The sequence below is a fragment of the Streptomyces sp. NPDC044002 genome (assembly GCF_056434525.1).
The window spans coordinates 13,705-35,374 of sequence record NZ_JBWKEZ010000022.1 but is presented as its reverse complement, the minus strand read 5'-3'; the positions used below and the strand labels follow the sequence as shown (position 1 = coordinate 35,374).

General features: G+C 73.2%; 21 protein-coding genes and 1 pseudogene. 10 read left to right on the top strand and 12 right to left on the bottom strand.

Translation table 11 applies throughout. The features are described from left to right. Positions 1-495: 495 nt before the first annotated feature. The 5 genes and pseudogenes from mug to AC07A6_RS18340 form a co-directional block, all read right to left on the bottom strand. Positions 496-888: pseudogene (mug, locus tag AC07A6_RS18360) on the bottom strand (G/U mismatch-specific DNA glycosylase); the annotation flags it as partial. Beyond that, on the bottom strand, positions 885-2,318 hold the full coding sequence (purB, locus tag AC07A6_RS18355; protein WP_007262806.1) for an adenylosuccinate lyase: 1,434 nt from the start codon (positions 2,316-2,318) through the stop codon (positions 885-887). The pseudogene mug and the gene purB, both read right to left, overlap by 4 nt. A 71-nt stretch (positions 2,319-2,389) precedes the next feature. Next, positions 2,390-3,172 carry an SGNH/GDSL hydrolase family protein gene (locus tag AC07A6_RS18350; protein ID WP_478777729.1) on the bottom strand — a complete coding sequence of 261 codons (783 nt, stop codon included), beginning with the start codon at positions 3,170-3,172 and terminating at the stop codon, positions 2,390-2,392. Between the two features lie 29 nt (positions 3,173-3,201). Next, positions 3,202-4,221: a hemolysin family protein gene (locus AC07A6_RS18345; protein ID WP_478777728.1), complete on the bottom strand. Its 1,020-nt coding sequence runs from the start codon at positions 4,219-4,221 to the stop codon at positions 3,202-3,204. Continuing rightward, positions 4,218-5,558 carry a hemolysin family protein gene (locus AC07A6_RS18340; protein WP_478777727.1) on the bottom strand — a complete coding sequence of 447 codons (1,341 nt, stop codon included), beginning with the start codon at positions 5,556-5,558 and terminating at the stop codon, positions 4,218-4,220. Before AC07A6_RS18340 ends, AC07A6_RS18345 begins: the two co-directional genes overlap by 4 nt. Before the next feature lie 211 nt (positions 5,559-5,769). On the opposite strand from AC07A6_RS18340, the gene AC07A6_RS18335 reads away from it, so the two are divergent. From AC07A6_RS18335 to AC07A6_RS18325, 3 genes are all read left to right on the top strand, one after another. Then, positions 5,770-6,195, top strand: coding sequence for a GNAT family N-acetyltransferase (locus AC07A6_RS18335; protein WP_478777726.1), 426 nt, complete (start codon positions 5,770-5,772; stop codon positions 6,193-6,195). Between the two features lie 403 nt (positions 6,196-6,598). Further along, complete coding sequence (locus AC07A6_RS18330; protein ID WP_478777725.1) at positions 6,599-7,663, top strand: gluconolaconase; 1,065 nt, start codon at positions 6,599-6,601, stop codon at positions 7,661-7,663. 10 nt (positions 7,664-7,673) lie between these two features. Beyond that, complete coding sequence (locus tag AC07A6_RS18325) at positions 7,674-8,831, top strand: outer membrane protein assembly factor BamB family protein (RefSeq protein ID WP_478777724.1); 1,158 nt, start codon at positions 7,674-7,676, stop codon at positions 8,829-8,831. Between the two features lie 18 nt (positions 8,832-8,849). Here the strand turns inward: AC07A6_RS18325 and AC07A6_RS18320 are convergent, their stop codons facing one another. Further along, positions 8,850-10,214, bottom strand: coding sequence for a serine/threonine-protein kinase (locus tag AC07A6_RS18320; protein ID WP_478777723.1), 1,365 nt, complete (start codon positions 10,212-10,214; stop codon positions 8,850-8,852). 113 nt (positions 10,215-10,327) lie between these two features. Beyond that, the gene (locus tag AC07A6_RS18315; RefSeq protein WP_386270726.1) at positions 10,328-10,987 is read right to left on the bottom strand and encodes a class I SAM-dependent methyltransferase; all 660 of its coding nucleotides are present in this window, start codon (positions 10,985-10,987) and stop codon (positions 10,328-10,330) included. 170 nt (positions 10,988-11,157) lie between these two features. Between AC07A6_RS18315 and AC07A6_RS18310 the strand changes: the two genes are divergently transcribed. Next, complete coding sequence (locus AC07A6_RS18310) at positions 11,158-11,787, top strand: hypothetical protein (RefSeq protein ID WP_478777722.1); 630 nt, start codon at positions 11,158-11,160, stop codon at positions 11,785-11,787. A gap of 45 nt (positions 11,788-11,832) precedes the next feature. On the opposite strand, the gene bioD is transcribed toward AC07A6_RS18310, so the two are convergent. From bioD to bioB, 3 genes are read right to left on the bottom strand one after another with little or no spacing between them, the layout of a single operon-like run. Next, positions 11,833-12,549 carry a dethiobiotin synthase gene (gene bioD, locus AC07A6_RS18305; RefSeq protein ID WP_362463800.1) on the bottom strand — a complete coding sequence of 239 codons (717 nt, stop codon included), beginning with the start codon at positions 12,547-12,549 and terminating at the stop codon, positions 11,833-11,835. 1 nt (position 12,550) lies between these two features. Beyond that, positions 12,551-13,885 (bottom strand): adenosylmethionine--8-amino-7-oxononanoate transaminase, encoded by a 1,335-nt coding sequence (locus tag AC07A6_RS18300; RefSeq protein WP_362463797.1) that lies wholly within the window; start codon positions 13,883-13,885, stop codon positions 12,551-12,553. Continuing rightward, the gene (gene bioB / locus AC07A6_RS18295; RefSeq protein WP_386270728.1) at positions 13,878-15,131 is read right to left on the bottom strand and encodes a biotin synthase BioB; all 1,254 of its coding nucleotides are present in this window, start codon (positions 15,129-15,131) and stop codon (positions 13,878-13,880) included. The genes AC07A6_RS18300 and bioB overlap by 8 nt, the downstream gene beginning before the upstream one ends. A gap of 179 nt (positions 15,132-15,310) precedes the next feature. Here bioB and AC07A6_RS18290 point away from each other — a divergent pair, with 179 nt between their 5' ends. After that, positions 15,311-16,483: an 8-amino-7-oxononanoate synthase gene (locus tag AC07A6_RS18290; protein ID WP_478777721.1), complete on the top strand. Its 1,173-nt coding sequence runs from the start codon at positions 15,311-15,313 to the stop codon at positions 16,481-16,483. Between the two features lie 8 nt (positions 16,484-16,491). On the opposite strand, the gene AC07A6_RS18285 is transcribed toward AC07A6_RS18290, so the two are convergent. Both AC07A6_RS18285 and AC07A6_RS18280 read right to left on the bottom strand, forming a co-directional pair. Then, on the bottom strand, positions 16,492-16,713 hold the full coding sequence (locus AC07A6_RS18285) for a DUF397 domain-containing protein (protein WP_362463789.1): 222 nt from the start codon (positions 16,711-16,713) through the stop codon (positions 16,492-16,494). Between the two features lie 14 nt (positions 16,714-16,727). Beyond that, positions 16,728-17,612: a helix-turn-helix domain-containing protein gene (locus tag AC07A6_RS18280; protein WP_362463786.1), complete on the bottom strand. Its 885-nt coding sequence runs from the start codon at positions 17,610-17,612 to the stop codon at positions 16,728-16,730. A gap of 197 nt (positions 17,613-17,809) precedes the next feature. Here AC07A6_RS18280 and AC07A6_RS18275 point away from each other — a divergent pair, with 197 nt between their 5' ends. From AC07A6_RS18275 to AC07A6_RS18255, 5 genes are all read left to right on the top strand, one after another. Beyond that, complete coding sequence (locus AC07A6_RS18275; RefSeq protein WP_125603067.1) at positions 17,810-18,259, top strand: ATP-binding protein; 450 nt, start codon at positions 17,810-17,812, stop codon at positions 18,257-18,259. 308 nt (positions 18,260-18,567) lie between these two features. Continuing rightward, positions 18,568-18,870, top strand: coding sequence for an urease subunit gamma (locus AC07A6_RS18270; RefSeq protein ID WP_361610790.1), 303 nt, complete (start codon positions 18,568-18,570; stop codon positions 18,868-18,870). Between the two features lie 14 nt (positions 18,871-18,884). Beyond that, on the top strand, positions 18,885-19,196 hold the full coding sequence (locus AC07A6_RS18265) for an urease subunit beta (protein WP_362463782.1): 312 nt from the start codon (positions 18,885-18,887) through the stop codon (positions 19,194-19,196). After that, on the top strand, positions 19,189-20,910 hold the full coding sequence (locus AC07A6_RS18260) for an urease subunit alpha (RefSeq protein ID WP_478777720.1): 1,722 nt from the start codon (positions 19,189-19,191) through the stop codon (positions 20,908-20,910). Before AC07A6_RS18265 ends, AC07A6_RS18260 begins: the two co-directional genes overlap by 8 nt. Positions 20,911-20,959: 49 nt before the next feature. Further along, on the top strand, positions 20,960-21,634 hold the full coding sequence (locus AC07A6_RS18255) for an urease accessory protein UreF (protein WP_478777719.1): 675 nt from the start codon (positions 20,960-20,962) through the stop codon (positions 21,632-21,634). The last annotated feature ends 36 nt before the right edge of the window (positions 21,635-21,670 follow it).

Below are 21,670 nucleotides of genomic sequence, written 5' to 3'. Positions count from 1 at the left end.
CCTCAGTCCACCATGCACGGAGTTGCCCCTATGCGTCTTCGCCGCACCCTCATTGCCGCTCTCGGAGTGGTTGCACTCGCCGTGGCTGTCCCCACCTCAGCCAGTGCTGCTAATGGCACGCTCCACTATGTCAATGTAAATGGTGACGACTTCACCACCGAGAACCCCGCAAGCGGTGAATGCTTCCTTCTGGTGTCAGGAGCGACGCATGTCGAAAACGCCACGGGCAGTGTGGCCACCGTGTACTCAGACCATGGTTGTGAGGACGTCCTCGGCTCGCCGCTCACCCCCCACAGTGTGAGGGACTTCGGCGAACCGGTTCCGCACAGCATCCAGTTCGCGTAGCTGGAAAGTCGGGACAGAGCAGTCTGCGGCGCTGTCAGAAGGGGAGTTGGCCGCCCCGAAGTCAACGTGTGCCTCGCGAAGCCCTCACCGACGCGGTGGGGGCTTCCGCGTGTCCGCAGGTCAGGCGGCCAGTGTCACATGCAGGTTGCTACGGCTTGCGAAGGCGGTGCGGTAGGCGGTGACGCCGACCACGGCGAGCCACTGGGGGCGCAGCCGTTCCACCTTGGCCGTCAGGATCCGGCCGCCCTCGCGGAACTCCTCGGCGCTCAGCTCGTCGGCGCGGGCGGTGGCCCGGGCGACCACGTTGGTGATGCCCAGGCGGTAGGTCAGCAGCTCCTGCTGCTCCTCGGGGGCGAGCCTGCGGGGGGTGAAGCCCGACAGGTGCAGGACCGGCCAGAACCGGTTGCCGGGGCGGGCGAAGTGGTGGCCCGTCGCGGCGGAGAGGAGACCCGGATTGATCCCGCAGAACAGCACACGCAGACCGCCCGCGACCACGTCCGGGAGGACGCGGCCGCGGGCGGCTTCGAGCTCGTCGGGGGTCAGAGGATCGACCCCGGAGCGTAACCGGCGGCCTCCGGGTGCTCCTTGGCGATGGCCTCGATACGGGAGACCACCGCGGCGACCTGGTCGCCCGCGGCACCCGTGAAGGAGAGCTTGTCGGCCATGAGGGCGTCCAGCTGCGCACGGTCCAGCGGCATCCGCTCGTCGGCCGCCAGCTTGTCCAGCAGCTCGTTGCGCTCGGCGCCCTGCTCGCGCATGGCCAGGGCGGAGGCCACGGCGTGCTCCTTGATGACCTCGTGCGCGGCCTCGCGGCCCACACCGGCCCGCACCGCGCCCATCAGCACCTTGGTGGTGGCGAGGAAGGGCAGGTAGCGGTCCAGCTCGCGGGCCACGACGGCCGGGAAGGCGCCGAACTCGTCGAGGACCGTCAGGAAGGTCTCCAGCAGGCCGTCGAAGGCGAAGAACGCGTCGGGCAGGGCCACCCGGCGGACGACGGAGCAGGAGACGTCGCCCTCGTTCCACTGGTCGCCGGCCAGTTCGGCCGTCATCGAGGCGTAGCCGCGCAGGATGACCATGAGGCCGTTCACGCGCTCGCAGGAGCGGGTGTTCATCTTGTGCGGCATCGCGGAGGAGCCGACCTGGCCGGGCTTGAAGCCCTCGGTGACCAGCTCGTGGCCGGCCATCAGGCGGATCGTCTTCGCGATCGAGGAGGGGGCGGCGGCCAGCTGCACCAGGGCCGAGACCACGTCGTAGTCCAGCGAGCGCGGGTAGACCTGGCCGACCGAGGTGAACGCCTGGGCGAAGCCGAGGTGGGCGGCGATCCGCTGCTCCAGGTCGGCCAGCTTGGAGGCGTCGCCGCCCAGCAGGTCCAGCATGTCCTGGGCGGTGCCGACCGGGCCCTTGATCCCGCGCAGCGGGTAGCGCTGGAGGAGGTTCTCCAGGCGGTCGTAGGCGACGAGCAGCTCGTCGGCGGCGGTCGCGAAGCGCTTGCCCAGCGTGGTCGCCTGCGCGGCCACGTTGTGGGAGCGGCCGGCCATGACCAGCTCGGCGTGCTCGCCGGCGAGCTTGCCGAGGCGGGCCAGGACGGCGACCGTGCGGTCGCGCACCAGCTCCAGCGAGAGCCGGATCTGGAGCTGCTCGACGTTCTCGGTGAGGTCGCGGGAGGTCATGCCCTTGTGGACGTGCTCGTGGCCGGCGAGGGCGTTGAACTCCTCGATCCGGGCCTTCACGTCGTGCCGGGTGACCTTCTCGCGCTCGGCGATGGAGGCGAGGTCGACGGTCTCCAGGACGCGCTCGTAGTCGGCGAGGGCGGCGTCGGGGACCTCGATGCCGAGGTCCTTCTGGGCGCGCAGCACGGCGAGCCACAGCCGCCGCTCCAGCGTGACCTTGTACTCGGGGGACCACAGGACGGCGAGCTCCGCGGAGGCGTAGCGGCCGGCCAGGACATTGGGGATGCGGGGCTTGGCAGTCACGTGTAGGGATTCTACTTGGGCCGGGGCTGTGCGTTTACGCAGGTAGGGGCAGCCCTCGGGATTGTGGGTTGCTACGAGAGCGGTGGGGTCCCGTACGGCAGCAGCTCCGGCCGCTTCGCGGGGCGGCCGTCCCCCGAGGAGCGGCCCGTCAGCCTGCGCCCGATCCAGGGGAGCAGGTGCTGCCGGGCGAAACGCAGGTCCTCGGCCCGGCGCACGGGCCAGCCCGGCGCGGTGGCGGGAGGCAGCGGGGCCCGCCAGTCCTCCTCGGCGGGCAGTCCCAGAGTCTGCCAGACGGCCTCGGCCACCCTGCGGTGGCCCTCCGGGGTCAGGTGCAGCCGGTCGACGTCCCACAGCCGCGGGTCCCCGAGCACGGGCGCCCCGTACAGGTCCACCAGCAGCGCCCCGTGCCGTGCGGCGAGTTCTTCGAGGATGCCGAAGAGCTCCTCCATGCGCGGCCGGAAGCGTTCCATCACCGGTCCGTTGCGGCCGGGCGAGCGCATCAGCACCAGGTGCTTGCACGACGGGGCGAGGAGTTCCACCGCGCCCTCCAGGTGCGCCCGGACCCGGCCCATGTCCACCTTGGGGCGCAGCGCGTCGTTGAGACCGCCCACCAGGGTCACCACGTCCGCGCCCATCGCGGCGGCGGCCGGGGCCTGGTCCTCGGCGATCTGGCCGATCAGCTTGCCGCGCACCGCCAGGTTCGCGTAGCGGAAGCCCGGCTCGCGCGCGGCGAGCCGGGCGGCCAGCAGGTCGGCCCAGCCCCGGTAGGAGCCGTCCGGCAGCCGGTCGGACATCCCCTCGGTGAAGGAGTCCCCGACCGCGACGAAACTGGTGTATGGCGCATTCATCTCCATGGCGGAGCGATGCTACCGCGCGGTAGGGCCTACGTGGAGGCGGGCCGGCCGAACAGCTCGCGCAGCACGTCCTCCATCGTCACCAGCCCCGCCAGCGCCCCGTCCGCCCCGAGGACCGCCGCCAGGTGCGTACGGCTGCGCCGCATGGCGGTCAGCACGTCGTCCAGCGGGGTCTCCGCCCGTACCTGCGCGATCGGGCGCAGCGCGGACAGCGGGAAGGGCTCGTCCCGTTCCAGTACGTCCAGGGCGTCCTTGACGTGCAGGTACCCCAGGATCCGCTGCCGGGCGTCGACCACCGGGAAGCGGGAGTACCCCGACTCGGCGGACAGGGCCTCCAGAGCGGCAGCGGTGATCCCCTGCCGGGCCGTGACGACGCGGTCCACGGGCAGCACCACGTCCGTGACGGGGCGCCGGCCCAGTTCGAGGGCGTCGTGCAGCCGCTCGCTCGCCCGGTCGTCGATGAGCCCCGCGTCACTGGAGTCCTTGACCATCCGGGCCAGCTCGTCGTCCGAGAACGTCGCCGCGACCTCGTCCTTCACGTCCACCCGCAGCAGCCGCAGCAGGGCGTTGGCGAAGGCGTTCACCGCGAAGATCACCGGCTTGAGCCCCCGGGTCAGGGCGACCAGCGGCGGCCCCAGCGCCAGCGCGGTGCGTACCGGCTCGGCCAGCGCCACGTTCTTCGGGACCATCTCGCCGAACAGCATGTGCAGGTAGGTGGCCAGCGCCAGGGCGATCACGAAGGAGATCGCGTGCGTCACTCCGGACGGCACCCCGAGCGCGTCGAGCAGCGGGCTCAGCAGGTGCGCGATGGCCGGCTCGGCCACCACGCCGAGCACCAGGGTGCACAGGGTGATGCCGAGCTGCGCCGCCGCCATCAGGGCGGACACGTGCTCCAGGCCCCACAGCACCGCGCGGGCCCGGCGGTCGCCCTGCTCTGCGTACGGCTCGATCTGGCTGCGCCGGACCGAGATCAGCGCGAACTCCGCGCCGACGAAGAAGGCGTTGACGACCAGGGTCGCCAGGCCGATCAGCAGCTGGATCGCGGTCATCGGGTCTCCTCCGCGGTCTCGCCGCCGGCCGGTCCGGCCGGCTCGTGCAGGAGCACGCGGGCGGCCCGGCGTCCGCTGGCGTCGACCACGTCCAGGCGCCAGCCGTCCAGCTCCAGGCGGTCGCCGACGGCCGGGATGCGGCCCAGTTCGGTGGCTATCAGCCCGGCCAGGGTCTCGTAGGGGCCTTCGGGCACCCGCAGGCCGATCCGCCGGAGCTGGTCGGTGCGCGCGGCGCCGTCGGCCGAGTACAGGGTGCGGCCCGCCTCGTCCGTGCCGGCCGGGGCCAGGTCGGGGGTCTCGTGCGGGTCGTGCTCGTCGCGCACCTCGCCGACGACCTCCTCGACGATGTCCTCCAGCGTGGCGACTCCGGCCGTGCCGCCGTACTCGTCGATCACCACGGCCATCGTCTGCCTGCCCGACAGCCGGTCCAGCAGCCGGTCCACGGTCAGCGACTCGGGTACCAGGAGCGGCTCGCGCAGCAGCCGGGACACCGGATGGCGGTGCCGCTCGGCGGCGGGCAGGGCCAGTACGTCCTTGATGTGGACGATGCCGACCACGGTGTCGAGGCTGCCCCGGTAGACGGGGAAGCGCGACAGTCCGGTGGCCATGGTCGCGTTGGCCACGTCCTCGGCGGTGGTGTGCACGTCGAGGGCCGTGACCTGGACGCGCGGGGTCATCACGTTCTCCGCGATCAGGTCGGCGAGGTTCAGGGTCCGCACGAACAGCTCGGCGGTGTCCTTCTCCAGCGCGCCGGCCTTGGCGGAGTGCCGGGCCAGCGCCACCAGCTCCTGCGGGCTGCGGGCGGAGGCCAGCTCCTCGGCGGGCTCCATGCCCATGCGCCGGACCATGTGGTTGGCGGTGGTGTTCAGGTGGCTGATCAGCGGCCTGAACGCGCGCGAGAAGACCCGCTGCATGGTCGCCACGCGTTTGGCGATCGCCAGCGGCGAGGAGATCGCCCAGTTCTTGGGGACCAGTTCGCCGACGACCATCAGGACCACCGTCGACAGGACGGTGCCGAGGACCAGGGCGGTGGAGGACGCGGCGCCGGCCGACAGGCCCATGTCCTGGAACGGGCCCGTGAGCAGGGCCGCGATCGAGGGCTTGGAGATCATGCCGATGACCAGGCCGGTCACGGTGATGCCGAGCTGCGCTCCGGAGAGCTGGAAGGTGAGGCTGCGGACCGCGGCCAGGGCGCTGTCCGCTCCGCGCTCGCCCCGCTCGACGGCCCGTTCGAGCTCGCTGCGCTCGACGGTCGTCAGCGAGAACTCGGCGGCGACGAACACTCCACAGGCAAGACAGAGCAGCAGCGCCACGATGAGCAGGAGTACCTCGGTCATCGGTCGTTCACCTCCGTCCCATGTTCGGTCAGGAGGAGGGGGGCCGCGCGATGTCGCGTACCGGGATGTCGGTGACTGGGAGGCTCGCCCATGGGCGGACGCTCACACCTTTCGTCGTGGATCGGGGAAACCGTTCACCACATGGTAAAGGAAAGGCAAAGGGAAGGGGTCATCCTTTTGGGCGAGCTGGCGCGGATGGTGGGATCCCGGAATGAACGATGTGCACATCATCCCCGCTTCGGCCCCCGACCTGCCAGCCGTCCTGGACTTCTGGAAGGGCGCCGCCAAGGGTGCGAGCATCAGCGACGACCTGGCCGGAGTCGAACGGCTGCACGCGCGCGACCCCGAGGCCCTGCTGCTCGCCCGGCGCGACGGCGAGCTCGTCGGCACCGTGATCGCGGGCTTCGACGGCTGGCGCTGCCACCTGTACCGGCTCGCCGTCCACCCGGACCACCGCCGGCAGGGCATCGGCTCCGCGCTGCTGGCGGCCGCCGAAGAGCGGTTCGCGGCGCTGGGCGGCCGCCGCGCCGACGCGATGGTGCTCGACGGGAACGGGCAGGCGCACGGGGCGTGGCGGGCGGCCGGCTACGGCCCCGAGGACATCTGGACCCGCTGGGTCAAGCCGCTCGCGGGCTGACCCGCCGCCGCCCGGACGGCCGTCCGGGTGAACGCCCCGGCCGGCCCCTGATCCGCCCCGGGTGTCGGGCCCCCGCCCCTCGAACGCGCGGCCGGGGCCAATTCGAGCCGGAAACGCCGCCCCGGCTACGCCCGGTCGGCCCCGGGCGCACGGATCCGGACACGCTGCGGACCCGTCCGGGCCGCCGGCCCCGCGCGGCGCCCCGGACCCCGGCCTCAGTGGATCATGCAAACACGCACCCGGGGCGGCCGGCCGCCCCTGCCGCGCCCGCGCCCCGGCATGATCGAATGCCTGGTCGGCGGCATCTGTCCGGTTGTCGCCCAGTGGCGACTTCCGGCCCCTGCCCACCCCTCCTCCGGTTGCGTAGCGTCACCGGTCGACCACACAGGGAGGGGAACGGGGCATGGGGCAAGGCAGCGCCAGGAACGACGTGGGCACGGCCTACATCAACGACGTGTTCATGCGGCACCCGCTGACCACGAAGAACCAGCAGGAGCTCGACATCGCCGCCAGGGCCGTCGGCATCCTGGAACGCAACCTGCGCCGCGGCGCGTTCAGGCGCAACCGCCAGGGCGGGGGCGAGCCGCTCGACCCCATCGGGTTCTCACTGAACAAGGAGCGCTACGGCACGTTCCCCACGGACGAACCGACGGCACAGGAGCGCGGCTGGCGCGCCTTCATGAACGTCGGCGTCCCCGTCATCGAGGAGCGCGCCGACATCCGGCAGCCGCCGCCCGACATGGTGTCCAAGCAGACGTACGTCAACGGCACCGACCCCATCGTGATCACGGTGACGGACACCGTCGAGTTCACGATCTCGAACACGATCAGCTGGTCGCTCCAGGGGGAGGTGAAGCTCACCTTCGGGGCGAAGTCCATCGCCTCGCTCCAGCAGCAGCTGGCGAAGAGCATGGAGATGAAGCAGTACCAGAAGACCACCCTGCTCAACAGCAAGGACAACCAGGGCGTCAACACGGAGACGCAGACCGAGGCGACGAGCACCACCACCGCCACCAGCTCCGTCACTGGCACCGGGGAACTGTGGGGCGAGCTCGCGCTCGGGATCACCGGCTCCGTCAGCGGTTCGCTGACCACCGAATGGAAGCACGTGTCGACGGTGAGCTTCGAGATCAGCAGCCGGGCCGACGTCATGGCCACGACCCGCCGCGAGGTCCGCCAGTTCGACTACGAGTTCCCCGTCACCTTCGGCGGCTGGGTCGCCCTGCACTACCCCGAGCCGGTCGAGGTCAAGGAGACGGCCAAGCAGGGCGCCGAGCCGAGGCACTCCAAGGTCCTGGCCTGGAAGCTCGGCGAGGCCGCCCTCGACTCCAGCCGCTTCGACCTGGCCGACGAGGGAAAGCGCTTCATGCAGCAGGGGACGGCCGAGAGGGTCGTGGTCCGCGCCGGGGAACACCGGGTGTTCCAGCCGGAAGTACTCGACTACCAGACGCAGCCGCAGCCGCTCTAGGGGAGAGACCATGTCCTTCAAGAACATCTTCGACAACGGCGGGGACCAGGCCGGCTCCGCCGACCAGGCCGGCCAGAAGCTCGGCAAGGACACCCCGGGAGCGGGGAGCGTCTCGGAAGAGGCGCGCCGGCTGGAGAGCGAACGCGACCCCTGGCTCGTACGCCAGACCGCCCACGGGGCGTTCGACGTCATGGGCTTCCTCGGTCCGCTCTTCCAGAGCACCCGCGCCGCGGCCGCCGCGCAACTCCAGGTCACCCAGGACCCGGCGTCGGCATCCGGGATGGCCTTGTCCACCGCGAAGGCCTTCGGACCGCCCAGGGTGAGCATCAGCGACGAGGACATGCCCAAACTGGAGGACCTGTCCAAGCTCATCTCCCACAAGCGCAGCCACACCCTGGTCGCGACCGGGCTGGGCATCTCCGAAGGGGTGGCCGCCGACCCGGCGAACGGCACGCTCTACGTCGCCGACCGGGGCGGCCAGCGGCTGTCCGCCGTGAAGGCCGACACCGGCGCCCAGCGCGTGGCGGCGAGCGCCCTGGGCGACATCGGCGACGTCGCGACCGACGGTCAGGGCACCGCCTACACCACGGACTGGGCGGGCGGACGCCTGCTCGCGGTGAACCTGTCCGACGGCACCTCCCGCAAGGTCGCGGACGTGCCGGGGGCCTACGGCGTCGCGCTCGACGCGGCGGCGAGCAGGGCCTACGTCACCAGCTGGACCGACGGGCAGCTGATCGCCGTCGACCTGCCGGGCGGGCGGAAGACCACGATCGCCACCGGCCTCGGACAGGGCATCGCCGGAGTGGCCCTGGACGGCAGGGGCAAGGCGTACGTGGGCCAGAAGGACAACGGCGCCAAGCTGTACGAGATCACCCTGGACGGCGGCGCCGCCCGCGTGGTGGCCACCCTCCCCGCCGGGGCGCGCACCATCCGCGTCGAACTCGACGGCGCGGGCCGGGCGTACACCATCGACCACGCGAACGGCCTCCTCCACGAGATCACCCTCGCCGACGGCGCACACCGGGTGGTCGCCTCCGGCCTCGGGACCTGCGAGGGGCTCGCGCTGGAGGGCGGCTGGATCTACGTCAGCAACCGCGAGGGCCAGCTGTGGCAGATCGACCGGCGCGCCGCACAGGCCCCGGGAGGCATCGGCAAGGTCGCCCCGTAGGCGATCCGGCCGGGCGGCTCAACTGGCGCACAGGGCCGTCAGGGGCCGTTCCTCCTCCGTGAGGACGGAGTCCTCCCCGTTCTCCCCGGCGCTCTTGGCGCAGGCCGAGGCCTGGAGGCCGAGCTGCGCCGCCCGGGCCCGCGCGTCGTCGAGACCGTCGGTCGTGATCGTCGCCTCGACCTGCTTGCGCTTGAACGGCGGCAGGTAGCGCAGCTCGATCTCGGGGTGATCGGTCTCCAGCTCCGACAGGGCCATGCCGGCCAGCTTCGGGCTGATGCCCCGGAACACCGCGACGTGCCCGTCGTTCACGCCGACGAAGTACTGCGTCCGGGTCCACTGGTAGCCGGCGTACGAGCCCCCGGCGATCAGCACCGCCGCCACGGCGAACAGCGCCAGGCCGCGCGGGGCCCGTCGCGGCGGCGGGGACGGCGCCTGCCCCGCCGCCGTCCTGGCGCGGCGGCGGGCGGCGGCACGGCCCCCCGGCGCGGGTGCCGGTGCGGGCCGCGGCTCCGGCCGCTCCGTCGGCTTCGGCGCGGGCGGCGGGGACGCGGGCTCCGTGGGCGCGGGCGGCGCGAGCAGCTCCAGGGCCCCGGCCACCGTCAGCCGCGCGTCCGGGTCCCGCTCCAGTAGCCCCATGATCAGAGGCTCCAGGCGCCCCGCGTGCCGCGGCGGCGGGACGGCCCCGTGCGCCACCGCGTACTGCGAGCCGACCTTGGTCTCCCGCTTGAACGGCGACACGCCCTCGACGGCCTCGTACAGGGTCGTCCCCAGGGAGAACAGGTCGCTCGGGGCGCCGCCCTTCTCACCCCGGGCGCGCTCCGGCGAGAGGTACGGCATCGAACCGATGACCACACCGGTTCCGGTCAGCCCGTCGTCCGCCTCGTTGAGGGCGATCCCGAAGTCGGCCAGCAGGATCCGCCCGTCCTCGGTCAGCATCACATTGGCCGGCTTGACGTCGCGGTGGACGATGCCCTCCGCGTGCGCCGCGCCGAGCGCCTTCAGCAGCGCCGAGGCCACCTCCGCGACGTCCTCCACCGGCAGCCGCTGCCCCACCCGCAGGCGTTCCTGCAGCGTCGAGCCGCTGACCAGCTCCATCACGATCCACGGCACCCCGCCCACGAGGACGACGTCGTGGACCGTGACCACGTTCGGGTGGTCGCGCAGCCTGGCCGCGCTGCGGGCCTCCCGCAGGGCGCGCTCCAGCCGGTCCGCCGCGTCGGGGGCCGAGGGCCCCGAGGGAAGGAGCAGCTCCTTGACGGCCACATGGGTGTCGAGCTGTACGTCGTGCGCCTTCCAGACCCGCCCCATCCCGCCGGACCCAAGGGCCCGGACCAGCCGGTACCGGTGGTTGACCAGCTGTCCGGGCTGCGCCCCGTGTGCCACGCGTTCCCCCTCCGCACGTTCCGCTCCCGACACGGCTCCGGCTCGATTGTGGTGCCTGCCGGGCGCGTCTGACCGCCGGTCCGCCGGAATGGGTACGGGAACGGCCCGGCGGTTCAGCCGTCCAGGCGGCGTGCCGAGCCGATGACGCAGTACGACGTGGGCAGTGCCGGGCCGCGCTCGGGCAGGCGGAAGGAGCGGTGCGAGGCGATCCGGAAGCCGGCCGCCTCGATCGCGGCGAGCGGGTCGCGCGCCGTGTGGCAGCCGCCGAACAGGCGGGGCCACACCGTCCGGTCGAGCGCCCGCTGGACGCCCGCCATCCCCGGGCCGGGAGCCAGCCCGTGCTCCAGGAAGCGGAGTTCGGCGCCCGGGCGGAGCACCCGGTGCAGTTCGGCGAGGGCGCGCGGCAGGTTGCGTACGGTGCACAGCACCAGCGAGGCGACCGCGACGTCGAAGGCCTCGCTCTTGACCGGGAGCGCCTCGGCGACGCCCGGTACGAGGTCCACCGGCACCTCGGCGCGCAGCGCGGCGGCCGCGGCGAGCCGGCGCAGGGTGCGCTCCGGCTCGATGGCGACGACCTCGGACACGGCGGCGGGGTAGTACGCGAAGTTCAGGCCGTTGCCCGCGCCGATCTCGACGACCCGCCCGGAGACCCCCTCCAGCAGTTCCCGGCGCAGGGCGCCGATGCCGGCGCGGGTCTCGGCGGCGGTGCTGGCGCGGGCGTAGAACCGGGCGAAGTACGGGTGGTGGACCGGATCGGGGGCGGGGCTGGGCATGGCGGGCCTCCGGGCGCGGACGGGCGGCGGACGGACGACACGGCTGCGCGTGCCCCTCGGGGCTGTTCCCCACCCGGCCCCGTCCCGAAACCGTCTCCGGCCGGGCGGCGGAGGCCATAATCGAGCCTCCGGGCACCGCACTTGGGGCCGCGCACAGGAGGATCGGAACCTTGACATCCCGTACGGCCCCCTTCCGGGGCGCGGCCGCCGCCCCGTTCGCCGCTGCTGCGTTCGCCGCCGCGGCGTTCCTGCTCGCCGGCTGCGACTCCGCCCCGGCGCCGGCGCCGGAGCCCCGGGCCGAGGCGCCCGCGGCCGACCCGAACGCCGCGTTCCTCGCGGAGGTGGCCGCGCGCTGCGCCACCGCCACCGCTTCGCCGACGGCCGCCGCCGCCTCCGGCGCCGCCGGGGACGGTGCCGCGCCGGCGGATCCGGAGTCGCGCAAGTACGCGGAGAACCACGCGTACCGGCAGCAGACGGAGCTGAGCCCCGCCGCCCGCTGCCGCGGGGAGGCCCACGCGGCCCGGATCAGGGCGAAGCTGGCCGCCGCGCCCGTGACGGACCCCGCCGGACTGACCGCGCTGCTGCGCGGCCTGGGCTACCCCGCCGGCAGCGGTGACGTGTACGAGGGGAACTCCGTCCAGGGACCGGGCTTCGCGCTGCTGCTCCCGGGCGCCGGCCCCTGCGTGTCGGGGCGGGCGCAGGCCCCCGCCACCGCGGGCCCCTCCCCGGCCCCCGCCCGCGCCGAGGCGCACGGCGTCTACCTGGAGGGCGGCTGCAGGGAGCCGGCGGGGGGCCACTGAAGCGGCGGCCCGGCCCCGCCACCGGCACCCCGCCGCCGGGTCACCTCAGGCGGGCCACTCGGCGAGGAAGGACTCCGCCGACCAGGTGCCGTCCAGCGGCGCGCCCAGCCACCCCGGCGCGGCCGCGCGGAAGGCGGCGGGCTCCAGGGCGCCGGCCCCCTCCGGCACGGCCCCCAGCAGCGGGAGCCCGGACTTGGGGAGGTCGGCGAGGTTGCACCGGGAGGCCAGGTCGGGCGCGGCGGGCCAGCTGCCGACCACCACCCCGAGCGCGCTGACGGACCGGGCCGCGAGGGCCTCCGCGGTCAGGTCGGTGGCGTTCAGCGTGCCCAGCCCCGCGGGGGCCACCACCAGCACCGGCGCCGCCATCAGCCGCGCCGCGTCCGCCAGGGTGCGGCCCTCCTCGTCGAAGCGCACGAGCAGCCCGCCCGCGCCCTCCACGAGCACCAGGTCGTGCTCGGCGGCCAGCCGCGCGGCCGCCTCCGCGATCCCGGCGGGGGTCAGCGTCGCCAGCCCGGAGCGCCGCGCGGCGGTGTCCGGGGCCAGGGGCTCGGGGTAGCGGGCCAGTTCCCGCGCCGTCACGCCCGGGCCGGCGAGCCGCACGACCTCGGCGGCGTCCCCGGGCTCGTCCGGGCCGACCCCGGTCTGGGCGGGCTTGAGCACCGCCACCGAACGCCCGGCGGCCAGGGCGGCGGTCGCGACGGCCGCGGTGACCACAGTCTTGCCGATCTCCGTGCCGGTACCGGACACGACGACTACGGACATCTCAGCCTTCCTGCGCCGCTGCGACGGCCGCGCGGCAGATCCGGGCCACGTCGGCGTCGCCGGTGACGAACGGGGGCATGGTGTAGATCAGGTCGCGGAACGGGCGCAGCCAGACACCCTCGCGGACCGCCGCGCGGGTGGCCGCCCACACGTCGACCGGGTGGTCGAGCTGGATCACGCCGATGGCCCCGAGCACGCGCACGTCCTTGACCCCGGGCACGGCGGAGGCCTCGGCGAGGCCCTCGCGCAGGCCCGCCTCGATCCGCTTGACCTCGCCGGCCCAGTCCTGGCCGAGCAGCAGGTCGATCGAGGCCAGGGCCACGGCCGTGGCGAGCGGGTTGCCCATGAAGGTGGGCCCGTGCGCCAGTACCGGGACCTCGCCCTGCGAGATCCCGTCGGCGACCCGCTCGGTGCACAGGGTGGCCGCGAGGGTGAGGTAGCCGCCGGTCAGGGACTTGCCCAGGCACATGACGTCCGGGGTGATGCCCGCGTGGTCGGCGGCGAAGAGCGCGCCGGTGCGGCCGAAGCCCGTCGCGATCTCGTCCAGGATCAGCAGGACCCCGTACTCGTCGCACAGTTCGCGCAGCACCCGCAGATAGCCCGGGTGGTGGAAGCGCATGCCGCCCGCTCCCTGCACCACCGGCTCCACGATCACCGCGGCCAGTTCGTCGGCGTGCGCGGCGACGAGCGCGCGCAGGTGGTCCGCGTACGCGGGGTCCACGGGGGTGTCGAAGCCGCCGGGCGGGGCGTCGGCGAAGACCTGCCGGGGCAGGTGGCCCTGCCACAGCTCGTGCATGCCGCCGTCGGGGTCGCACACGGCCATCGGCTGCCAGGTGTCGCCGTGGTAGCCGCCGCGCCAGGTCAGCAGCCGGGTCTTGCCGGTGCGGCCGAGCGAACGCCAGTACTGCAGGCACATCTTGACGGCGACCTCGACGGCCACCGACCCGGAGTCGGCGAGGAAGACGTGCTCCAGTCCGGCCGGGGTGATCTCCACCAGCCGGGCGGCCAGCCGGACGGCGGGCTCGTGGGTGAGCCCGCCGAACATCACGTGCGACATCCGGCCCAGCTGCGCGGCCGCGGCCTCGTTGAGCACCGGGTGGTTGTAGCCGTGGATCGCCGACCACCAGGAGGACATGCCGTCGACCAGCTCCTCCCGCCCCTGGGCGGGGGAGGCGAGCCGCAGCCGGACCCCCGAGGCGGAGGAGACCACGAGGGCCTCCTGCCGCCCGGGCATCGGGCCGTACGGGTGCCAGACGTGCTGCCGGTCCAGGGCGAGCAGGTCCGCCGTGTCCGACGAGGGGTCGAGCGGGTCGTGCAGCGGGAACCGGTCACGCATTGGGGGCGATGTCCGTCCCCGCGCCGCGGCGGCGCACCGCCACCAGGTCCGAACGCACCTCTCCGGCCTCCGCCTGGGCGGGCGCCGGGGCCTGCGCGGCGTGTCCGGAGCAGCCGCCGCAGGCGGAGCCGCAGCCGTGGGCACCGGCGCCGTCCTCGGCCTCGGCACCGGCCGCGGAGCCGCAGCCGCCGGCGGAGGAACCGCACATGCCGCCCGCGGGGGCGGCGGCCGCCGCGGCGTCGGCGCGGTGGGCGGGCAGGGTGGTCGTACCGGCGCCCTCCACCTCGAAACCGGCGTCCGCGATCATGTCGAGGTCGGCCTGGCCGGCCTGGCCCTCACTGGTGAGGTAGTCGCCGAGGAAGATGGAGTTGGCGATGTTCAGCGCGAGCGGCTGCATCGAGCGCAGGTGCACCTCGCGGCCGCCGGCGATCCGGACCTCCACGTCGGGGCAGACGAAGCGGACCATCGCGAGGATCCGCAGGCAGCGCTGCGGGGTGAGGTTCCACTCCTTGGCCAGCGGGGTGCCCTCGAAGGGGATCAGGAAGTTGACCGGGACGGAGTCCGAGTCCAGCTCGCGCAGCGAGTAGACGACGTCGACGAGGTCCTCGTCGCTCTCGCCCATGCCGGCGATCAGGCCGGAGCAGGCCGACAGGCCCGCCGCGTGCGCCTTCTGCACCGTGTCGACGCGGTCCGCGTAGGTGTGCGTCTTGGTGATCTGGCCGTACGTGGCCTCGGAGGTGTTCAGGTTGTGGTTGTAGGCGTCCGCACCCGCCTCGCGGAGCTTCTCGGCCTGGCCCTCGGCGAGCAGGCCCAGGCAGGCGCAGACCTCGACGCCCTCGTTCTGCTCCTTGATGGCGGCGATCGTCTCGCCGACGCGGGCCACGTCACGGTCGGTCGGACCGCGGCCGCTGGCCACGAGGCAGACCCGCTTGGCGCCGCCGGCGACGCCGGCCGCGGCCGCCTTGGAGGCCTCGTCCGGCTTCAGCCACGTGTACTTGAGGATCTCGGCCTTCGACCCCAGACGCTGGGAGCAGTACGAGCAGTCCTCGGGGCAGAGCCCCGACTTCAGGTTGACCAGGTAGTTCAGCTTGACGCGGCGCCCGAACCATTGGCGGCGCACCTTGCCGGCAGCGGCCACCACGTCGAGCAGTTCGTCGTCGGAGGTCGCCAGTACGGCGAGCGCCTCCTCGCGGGTCGGCAGCTCGCGCCGCAGTCCCTTTTCCACCAGGGTGTTCAGCAGGTCCATGCGCCCGATCCTGTCCCACGCGACCACTCCCGGCCAAGGAGAGATCGGACAACATGGCCGGAAGGAGGTGTGTGGATCGCCACACCAGCCCCTCGCGTCACGGCGGATAGGGTCGAGCAGATCTGTCGACTGCCGACAAAACGCGAGACACATCGCGAGACGCGACGCGAGGACCGCCGATGACCCAGCACACCCCGCAACCCGAGGACGTCTTCGCCTGGATCGACGGCGCGGAGCGCGTCCGAGAGCAGGCCGGGCTGGTGCGGACCCTGCGTCCGAGGCCCGCCTCCTCGCCCCTGCTGGACCTGGCGAGCAACGACTACCTGGGGCTGTCCCGGCACCCGGAGACCGTGCGGGGTGCCTGTGCCGCGGCCGAGCGCTGGGGTGCCGGTGCCACTGGATCGCGCCTGGTCACGGGCTCGACCGAACTTCATGCCGAACTGGAGCGGGAGCTCGCCGCGTTCACGGGCTTCGAGTCCGCTCTGGTGCTTTCGTCCGGATACGCCGCGAACCTGGCCGCCGTGACCGCGCTCAGCGGCCGGGGCACGCTCGTGGTCTCCGACGCCGGGAACCACGCCTCCATCGTCGACGGCTGCCGGCTCTCGCGGGCCGAGGTCGAGGTCACCCCGCACGGCGACCCGGAGACGGCCCGCAAGAGCCTGGCCGGGCACGGGGGCCGGGCGCTGCTGGTGACCGACTCGGTGTTCTCCGTCGACGGGGACGCCGCCCCGCTCGCCGGGTACCACGCCGCCTGCCGGGCCGAGGGCGCCGCGCTGGTGGTGGACGACGCGCACGGGCTGGGGGTGCTGGGCGAGGGCGGCCGCGGCGCGCTGCACGCCGCCGGGCTCGCGGGCGCGCCGGGGGTGGTCGCCACGGTGACCCTCTCGAAGTCACTGGGCAGCCAGGGCGGCGCGGTGCTGGGGCCGGCCAAGGTCATCCGGCACCTGGTCAACACGGCCCGCGCCTTCATCTTCGACACCGGGCTGGCCCCGGCCGCCGCCGGTGCGGCGCTGGCGAGCCTGCGCCTGCTGGAGCGGGAACCGGAGCGCGCGGCCCGGGTCCGGGAGGTGGCCGCCGAGCTGTACGGGCGGCTCACCGCGTCCGGCCTGACCGCGGCCCGGCCGGACGCGGCCGTGGTGTCGGTTCGGGCCCCGTCGGCTTCGGCGGCACTGCGCTGGGCCGCCGACTGCCGCGAGGCAGGTCTGTCCGTGGGGTGCTTCCGTCCGCCGTCGGTGCCGGACGGCATCTCCCGGCTGCGGCTGACGGCTCGGGCGGATCTCACGGGGGACGAGATCAGCCGGGCCGTCGGCACGGTCCTCGGGACCGCTCCGGCCGGGGCCACGGACCGCTAGGCGTCACGTCACACGTGCACGTCCGCCCTTACGGAGGCGAGGAAGCCGTCCCAGGCCGGCCCGGTGAAGAGCACGGCCGGGCCGTCCGTCCGCTTGGAGTCGCGGACGGCCAGCAGGCCGCCGGTCAGGGCGGCGGCTTCCACGCAGTTGTTCATTCCGGTGCTGCGGCTGCTCCGCAGCCACCGCGCGCTGTTCAGAAGTCCGCTGGTGGATAAGGGGGTTGCGGACACGGGGGTGCCTCCTTCTACGCGTCGTCAGCGATAGAGCTGATCAGATCCGACGAGTCGTGGGGCGGGAGGGCGTGCGCCTGGATGGTGCGGAACGCGGCGCTGTACGCCTCTAGGTCTTCCTTCCGCTCCAGATAGAGGCTACTCGTCAAATGGTCGAGCACCACCACATCCAGATCGGCGATGTTCGGAAATGAGAAAATTACGAACGGTCCGGTCAGGCCGAGATGGCCCCCCACGGTGAACGGCAGCACCTGAAGCCGCACTTGGGGCAGCCGCGCCACCTCCACCAGATGCCGCAGCTGCTCCTCCATCACCCCCGGTCCGCCGATCTGCCGGCGCAGCACCGCCTCGTCCAGCACGGCGCTCAGCTCCAGCGGCGGATCGGACCGCAGCACCGCCTGCCGGGCCAGCCGTACGTCGACCAGCGCGTCCACCTTCGGCTCCGGCAGCCCGCCCAGCGCGGCCCGGGTCACCGCCCGCGCGTAGTCCGGCGTCTGGAGCAGCCCCGGCACCACCGACAGCTCGACGGTCCGCGCCGACCGGGCTCCGGCCTCCAGGCTGATGAAGTCCCGGTACTCCTGCGGGAGCAGGCCCCGGTAGTCGTGCCACCACTGCCGCCCCCGCGCCGCGTCCCCGCTCGCCGCCGGACCGGCCGCCGAGGCGCCCAGGGCCTCCAGCAGCGCGCGCTGCTGGGCGCTCACCGCGTCCCCGTAGGCGTCCAGCAGCAGCCGGATGTCCTCCGTCTTCACACCGCTGCGGCCCGTCTCGATCCGGCTGACCTTCGACTGGTGCCAGCCGACGATGCGGGCCACCTCGCCACTGGTGAGCCCGGAGCGGTCGCGCAGGGCGCGCAGCTCCTCGCCGAGTTTGCGCCGACGTACCGCGGGACCGTGCTGCATACCCGCTCTCCTTCCACCGGCACACCTCGCACCAGTCTGCCGTCCAAATACGCTCTTCCGTAGCAGAGTTCACCGCATTGAGCGACAGATATATGCATATCTTGGGGGAACGGCGGAAACGGCGGCACGATGGGTGGCACTCTGGCGCTCAGCGTAGATCCGGGGCGGCTCCGTCCCGGTGGGAAAGGGACGTCGCCATGGCAGATCAGCTGGAAGCATCCGTCACTCTGCCGAGCGATCCGGTGTCGGTGGCCGCCGCCCGACGCTACGTGGCGCGGGTACTGAGCGACTGGGGACTGCCCGAGGACGCGGGCACCGCGGACACCGTCCGGCTCATCGTCTCCGAACTCGCCACCAACTCCGTGCAGCACACCTTCGGCCAGTCGCCCACCTTCACCGTCGACGTCCGCCTCGAACGCGAGGAATGGCTGCGCGTCGGAGTGACGGACAGCCACCCGCGCTGGCCCAAGCGGCTCCCCGCCGCCGTCCAGCAGGACAACGGCCGCGGCATGGTCATCATCCGCTGGCTCGCGGCCGAGGCCGGCGGCCGTCTCTCGGTCACCCCCACCGAGGACGGCGGCAAGACCGTGTGGATCGCCCTGCCCTGGCCCGCCGACGCCTCCGCGCGCACCCTCAGGGGCTGTTGACCCGAGCCCGCCGGCCGTACCCCGTATACGAACCGCACCCTCGGAACCGGGACCGCGTTGAACCGAGTGCCTTCCCGAAACGTGGGTTAACTCGGCGGAAAAGTACGGCCCCTACGGTATGGTCCTCGCTCTTCCGCCAATGATCACCCACGCACCGGTAAAGCGGTGGTGATCGGGACGGAAAGCCTCGTCCTGTGTTGGGCAAGAGACGCTTGGCACGGATAAGCGCAGGTCAACAACGTGTTGACGGCCGGTACGGTCACTCCCCGGCGCGACGACGACCATGTCCCGGAAGCTTGGTGATACAGGTGCAATTGACACCACATGAACAAGAGAGACTCCTGATCCATGTGGCCGCCGACGTGGCCGAGAAGCGCAGGGCGCGCGGGGTCCTCCTCAACCACCCCGAGGCCGTCGCCCTGATCACCTCGCACCTCCTCGAAGGGGCCCGCGACGGGCGGACCGTGGCCGAGCTGATGGCGTCCGGCCGCACCGTGCTCACCCGGGCGGAGGTCATGGAGGGCATCCCCGAGATGATCCACGACGTCCAGGTCGAGGCCACCTTCCCCGACGGCACCAAGCTCGTCACCGTCCACGACCCGATCGTCTGAGGGGGAGCAGCAGCATGATCCCCGGCGAGATCGTCCACGGGGACGGCCCGGTGCGCCTCAACGAGGGCCGCCCCGTCACCCGCCTCACCGTCCTCAACGCCGCCGACCGGCCCGTACAGGTCGGCTCCCACTACCACTTCGCCGAGGCCAACCCCGGCCTCGACTTCGACCGGCGGGCCGCGCACGGGCAGCGCCTGAACATCGCCGCCGGCACCGCCGTCCGCTTCGAGCCGGGCATCCCCGTCGCCGTGGAACTCGTACCGATCGGCGGACTGCGCACCGTGCCCGGACTGCGCGGCGAGACCGGAGGGCCGCTCGATGGCTGAACTCTCCCGCCGGGCCTACACCGACCTTTTCGGGCCGACCACCGGTGACCGGATCCGGCTCGCCGACACCGCCCTCTTCGTCGAGATCGAACGGGACCTCAGCGGCGGACCCGGCAACTCCGGCGACGAGGCCGTCTTCGGCGGCGGCAAGGTCATCCGCGAGTCCATGGGCCAGGCCCGCACCACGCGCGCCGAGGGCGCCCCCGACACGGTCATCACCGGCGTGGTCGTCCTCGACCACTGGGGCGTCGTCAAGGCCGACATCGGCATCGCGGACGGCCGCATCTGCGGCATCGGCAAGGCCGGCAACCCCGACACCATGGACGGCGTCGACCCCGCACTCGTCATCGGCCCCGAGACCGAGATCATCGCGGGCAACGGGAAGATCCTCACCGCCGGCGCCATCGACGCCCACGTGCACTTCATCTCCCCGACCGTCGTCGACGAGGCCCTCGCCTCCGGCATCACCACCCTCGTCGGCGGCGGCACCGGCCCCGCCGAGGGCTCCAAGGCCACCACCGTCACCCCCGGCCCCTGGCACCTGGCCCGGATGTTCGCGGCGCTGGAGGCCTACCCGGTCAACATCGGCCTGCTCGGCAAGGGCAACACCATGTCCCGCGAGGGCATGCTCTCCCAGCTGCGCGGCGGAGCGCTCGGCTTCAAGATCCACGAGGACTGGGGCGCCACCCCCGCGGCCATCGACGCCTGCCTGAGCGTCGCCGACGAGACCGGCGCCCAGGTCGCCATCCACACCGACACCCTCAACGAGGCCGGCTTCGTCGCCGACACCCTCGCGGCCATCGCCGGGCGGACCATCCACTCGTACCACACCGAGGGCGCGGGCGGCGGCCACGCACCCGACATCATCACCGTGGTCTCCGAGTCCAACGTCCTGCCGAGCTCCACCAACCCCACCCGCCCGCACACCCTCAACACCGTCGAGGAACACCTCGACATGCTGATGGTCTGCCACCACCTCAACCCGGCCGTCCCCGAGGACCTCGCCTTCGCCGAGTCCCGGATCCGGCCCTCCACCATCGCCGCCGAGGACGTCCTCCACGACCTCGGGGCCATCTCCATCATCTCCTCCGACTCCCAGGCCATGGGCCGTGTCGGAGAGGTCGTCCTCCGCACCTGGCAGACCGCCCACGTGATGAAGCAGCGCCGCGGCTTCCTCCCCGGCGACGGCCCCGCCGACAACCACCGGGCCCGCCGCTACGTCGCCAAGTACACGATCAACCCCGCCGTGGCCCAGGGCCTCGCCCGGGAGATCGGCTCCGTCGAGGTCGGCAAGCTCGCCGACCTGGTGCTGTGGACCCCCGCCTTCTTCGGCGTCAAGCCCGAGCTCGTCGTCAAGGGCGGCCAGATCGCGTACGCGCAGATGGGCGACGCCAACGCCTCCATCCCCACCCCGCAGCCGGTCCTGCCCCGGCCCATGTACGGCGGCATCGGACGCGCGCCCGCCCTCAACTCCCTCAACTTCACCTCGCAGGCCGCCCTCGACGACGGCCTGCCCGAACGCCTCGGCCTCGGCAAGAGGTTCACCGCCATCGAGAACACCCGCAAGCTCGGCAAGGCGGACATGCGCAACAACGACGCCATGCCCAGGGTCCAGGTCGACCCCGACACCTTCACCGTCTCCATCGACGGCGAGGCGGTGGAGCCAGCACCCGCGGCCGAACTGCCCATGGCACAGAGATACTTCCTCTTCTGATGGGCCCCGGACTTCTGATGGGCCCCCGACTTCCGAGGGGCTCCCGACGATGAGCCTCGCCGCGCTGCTCGTGCTCGCGGACGGCCGCTTCCCCGCCGGAGGGCACGCCCACTCCGGCGGGGCGGAGGCCGCCTGCAAGGCCGGCCGCATCCACGACGCCGCCACCCTGGAGCAGTTCTGCCGCGGCCGGCTGCACACCGCCGGGCTCACCGCGGCCGGTCTGGCCGCGGCCGCCGCCCTCGGCATCGACCCGGCCCTGCTCGACACCGCCGCCGACGCCCGCACCCCCTCGCCCGCGCTGCGCGCCGCAGCCAGGCGGCTCGGCCGGCAGCTGCTGCGGGCCGCCCGCGCCACCTGGCCCGCCGCCGAACTCGACGCGCTGGCCGCCGCCTTCCCGCGCGGGGCCCACCAGCCCGTGGTGCTCGGCCTCGCCGCCCGGGCCGCCGGACTCGGGGCCCTGGACGCCGCGCACGTGGCGGCGTACGAGAGCGTCAGCGGGCCGGCCACGGCGACGGTACGGCTGCTGGGCCTCGACCCCTTCGAGGCCAGCGCCGTCCTCGCCCGCCTCGCCCCCGACCTCGACGCCGTCGCCGCCAGGGCGGCCGAGGCCGCCCTGCTCGCCCGCACGGAGGGCGCGGACGCACTGCCCGCGGCCTCCTCACCACTGCTGGAAATCGCGGCGGAGGCACATGCCGACTGGGCGGTACGCCTCTTCGCCTCCTGAACCTCCCGACCACCGCCGTACCCAAGGAGACCTGCC

Coding starts and splice junctions, on each gene's coding strand:
- AC07A6_RS18345 (WP_478777728.1), bottom strand. CDS start 4,221: ATGACCGCGATCCAGCTGCTGATCGGCCTGGCGACCCTGGTCGTCAAC.
- AC07A6_RS18340 (WP_478777727.1), bottom strand. CDS start 5,558: ATGACCGAGGTACTCCTGCTCATCGTGGCGCTGCTGCTCTGTCTTGCC.
- AC07A6_RS18300 (WP_362463797.1), bottom strand. CDS start 13,885: ATGCGTGACCGGTTCCCGCTGCACGACCCGCTCGACCCCTCGTCGGAC.
- AC07A6_RS18335 (WP_478777726.1), top strand. CDS start 5,770: ATGAACGATGTGCACATCATCCCCGCTTCGGCCCCCGACCTGCCAGCC.
- bioD (WP_362463800.1), bottom strand. CDS start 12,549: ATGTCCGTAGTCGTCGTGTCCGGTACCGGCACGGAGATCGGCAAGACT.
- AC07A6_RS18255 (WP_478777719.1), top strand. CDS start 20,960: ATGAGCCTCGCCGCGCTGCTCGTGCTCGCGGACGGCCGCTTCCCCGCC.
- AC07A6_RS18290 (WP_478777721.1), top strand. CDS start 15,311: ATGACCCAGCACACCCCGCAACCCGAGGACGTCTTCGCCTGGATCGAC.
- AC07A6_RS18325 (WP_478777724.1), top strand. CDS start 7,674: ATGTCCTTCAAGAACATCTTCGACAACGGCGGGGACCAGGCCGGCTCC.
- AC07A6_RS18275 (WP_125603067.1), top strand. CDS start 17,810: ATGGCAGATCAGCTGGAAGCATCCGTCACTCTGCCGAGCGATCCGGTG.
- AC07A6_RS18265 (WP_362463782.1), top strand. CDS start 18,885: ATGATCCCCGGCGAGATCGTCCACGGGGACGGCCCGGTGCGCCTCAAC.
- AC07A6_RS18260 (WP_478777720.1), top strand. CDS start 19,189: ATGGCTGAACTCTCCCGCCGGGCCTACACCGACCTTTTCGGGCCGACC.
- AC07A6_RS18315 (WP_386270726.1), bottom strand. CDS start 10,987: ATGCCCAGCCCCGCCCCCGATCCGGTCCACCACCCGTACTTCGCCCGG.
- bioB (WP_386270728.1), bottom strand. CDS start 15,131: ATGGACCTGCTGAACACCCTGGTGGAAAAGGGACTGCGGCGCGAGCTG.
- AC07A6_RS18350 (WP_478777729.1), bottom strand. CDS start 3,172: ATGGAGATGAATGCGCCATACACCAGTTTCGTCGCGGTCGGGGACTCC.
- AC07A6_RS18280 (WP_362463786.1), bottom strand. CDS start 17,612: ATGCAGCACGGTCCCGCGGTACGTCGGCGCAAACTCGGCGAGGAGCTG.
- AC07A6_RS18330 (WP_478777725.1), top strand. CDS start 6,599: ATGGGGCAAGGCAGCGCCAGGAACGACGTGGGCACGGCCTACATCAAC.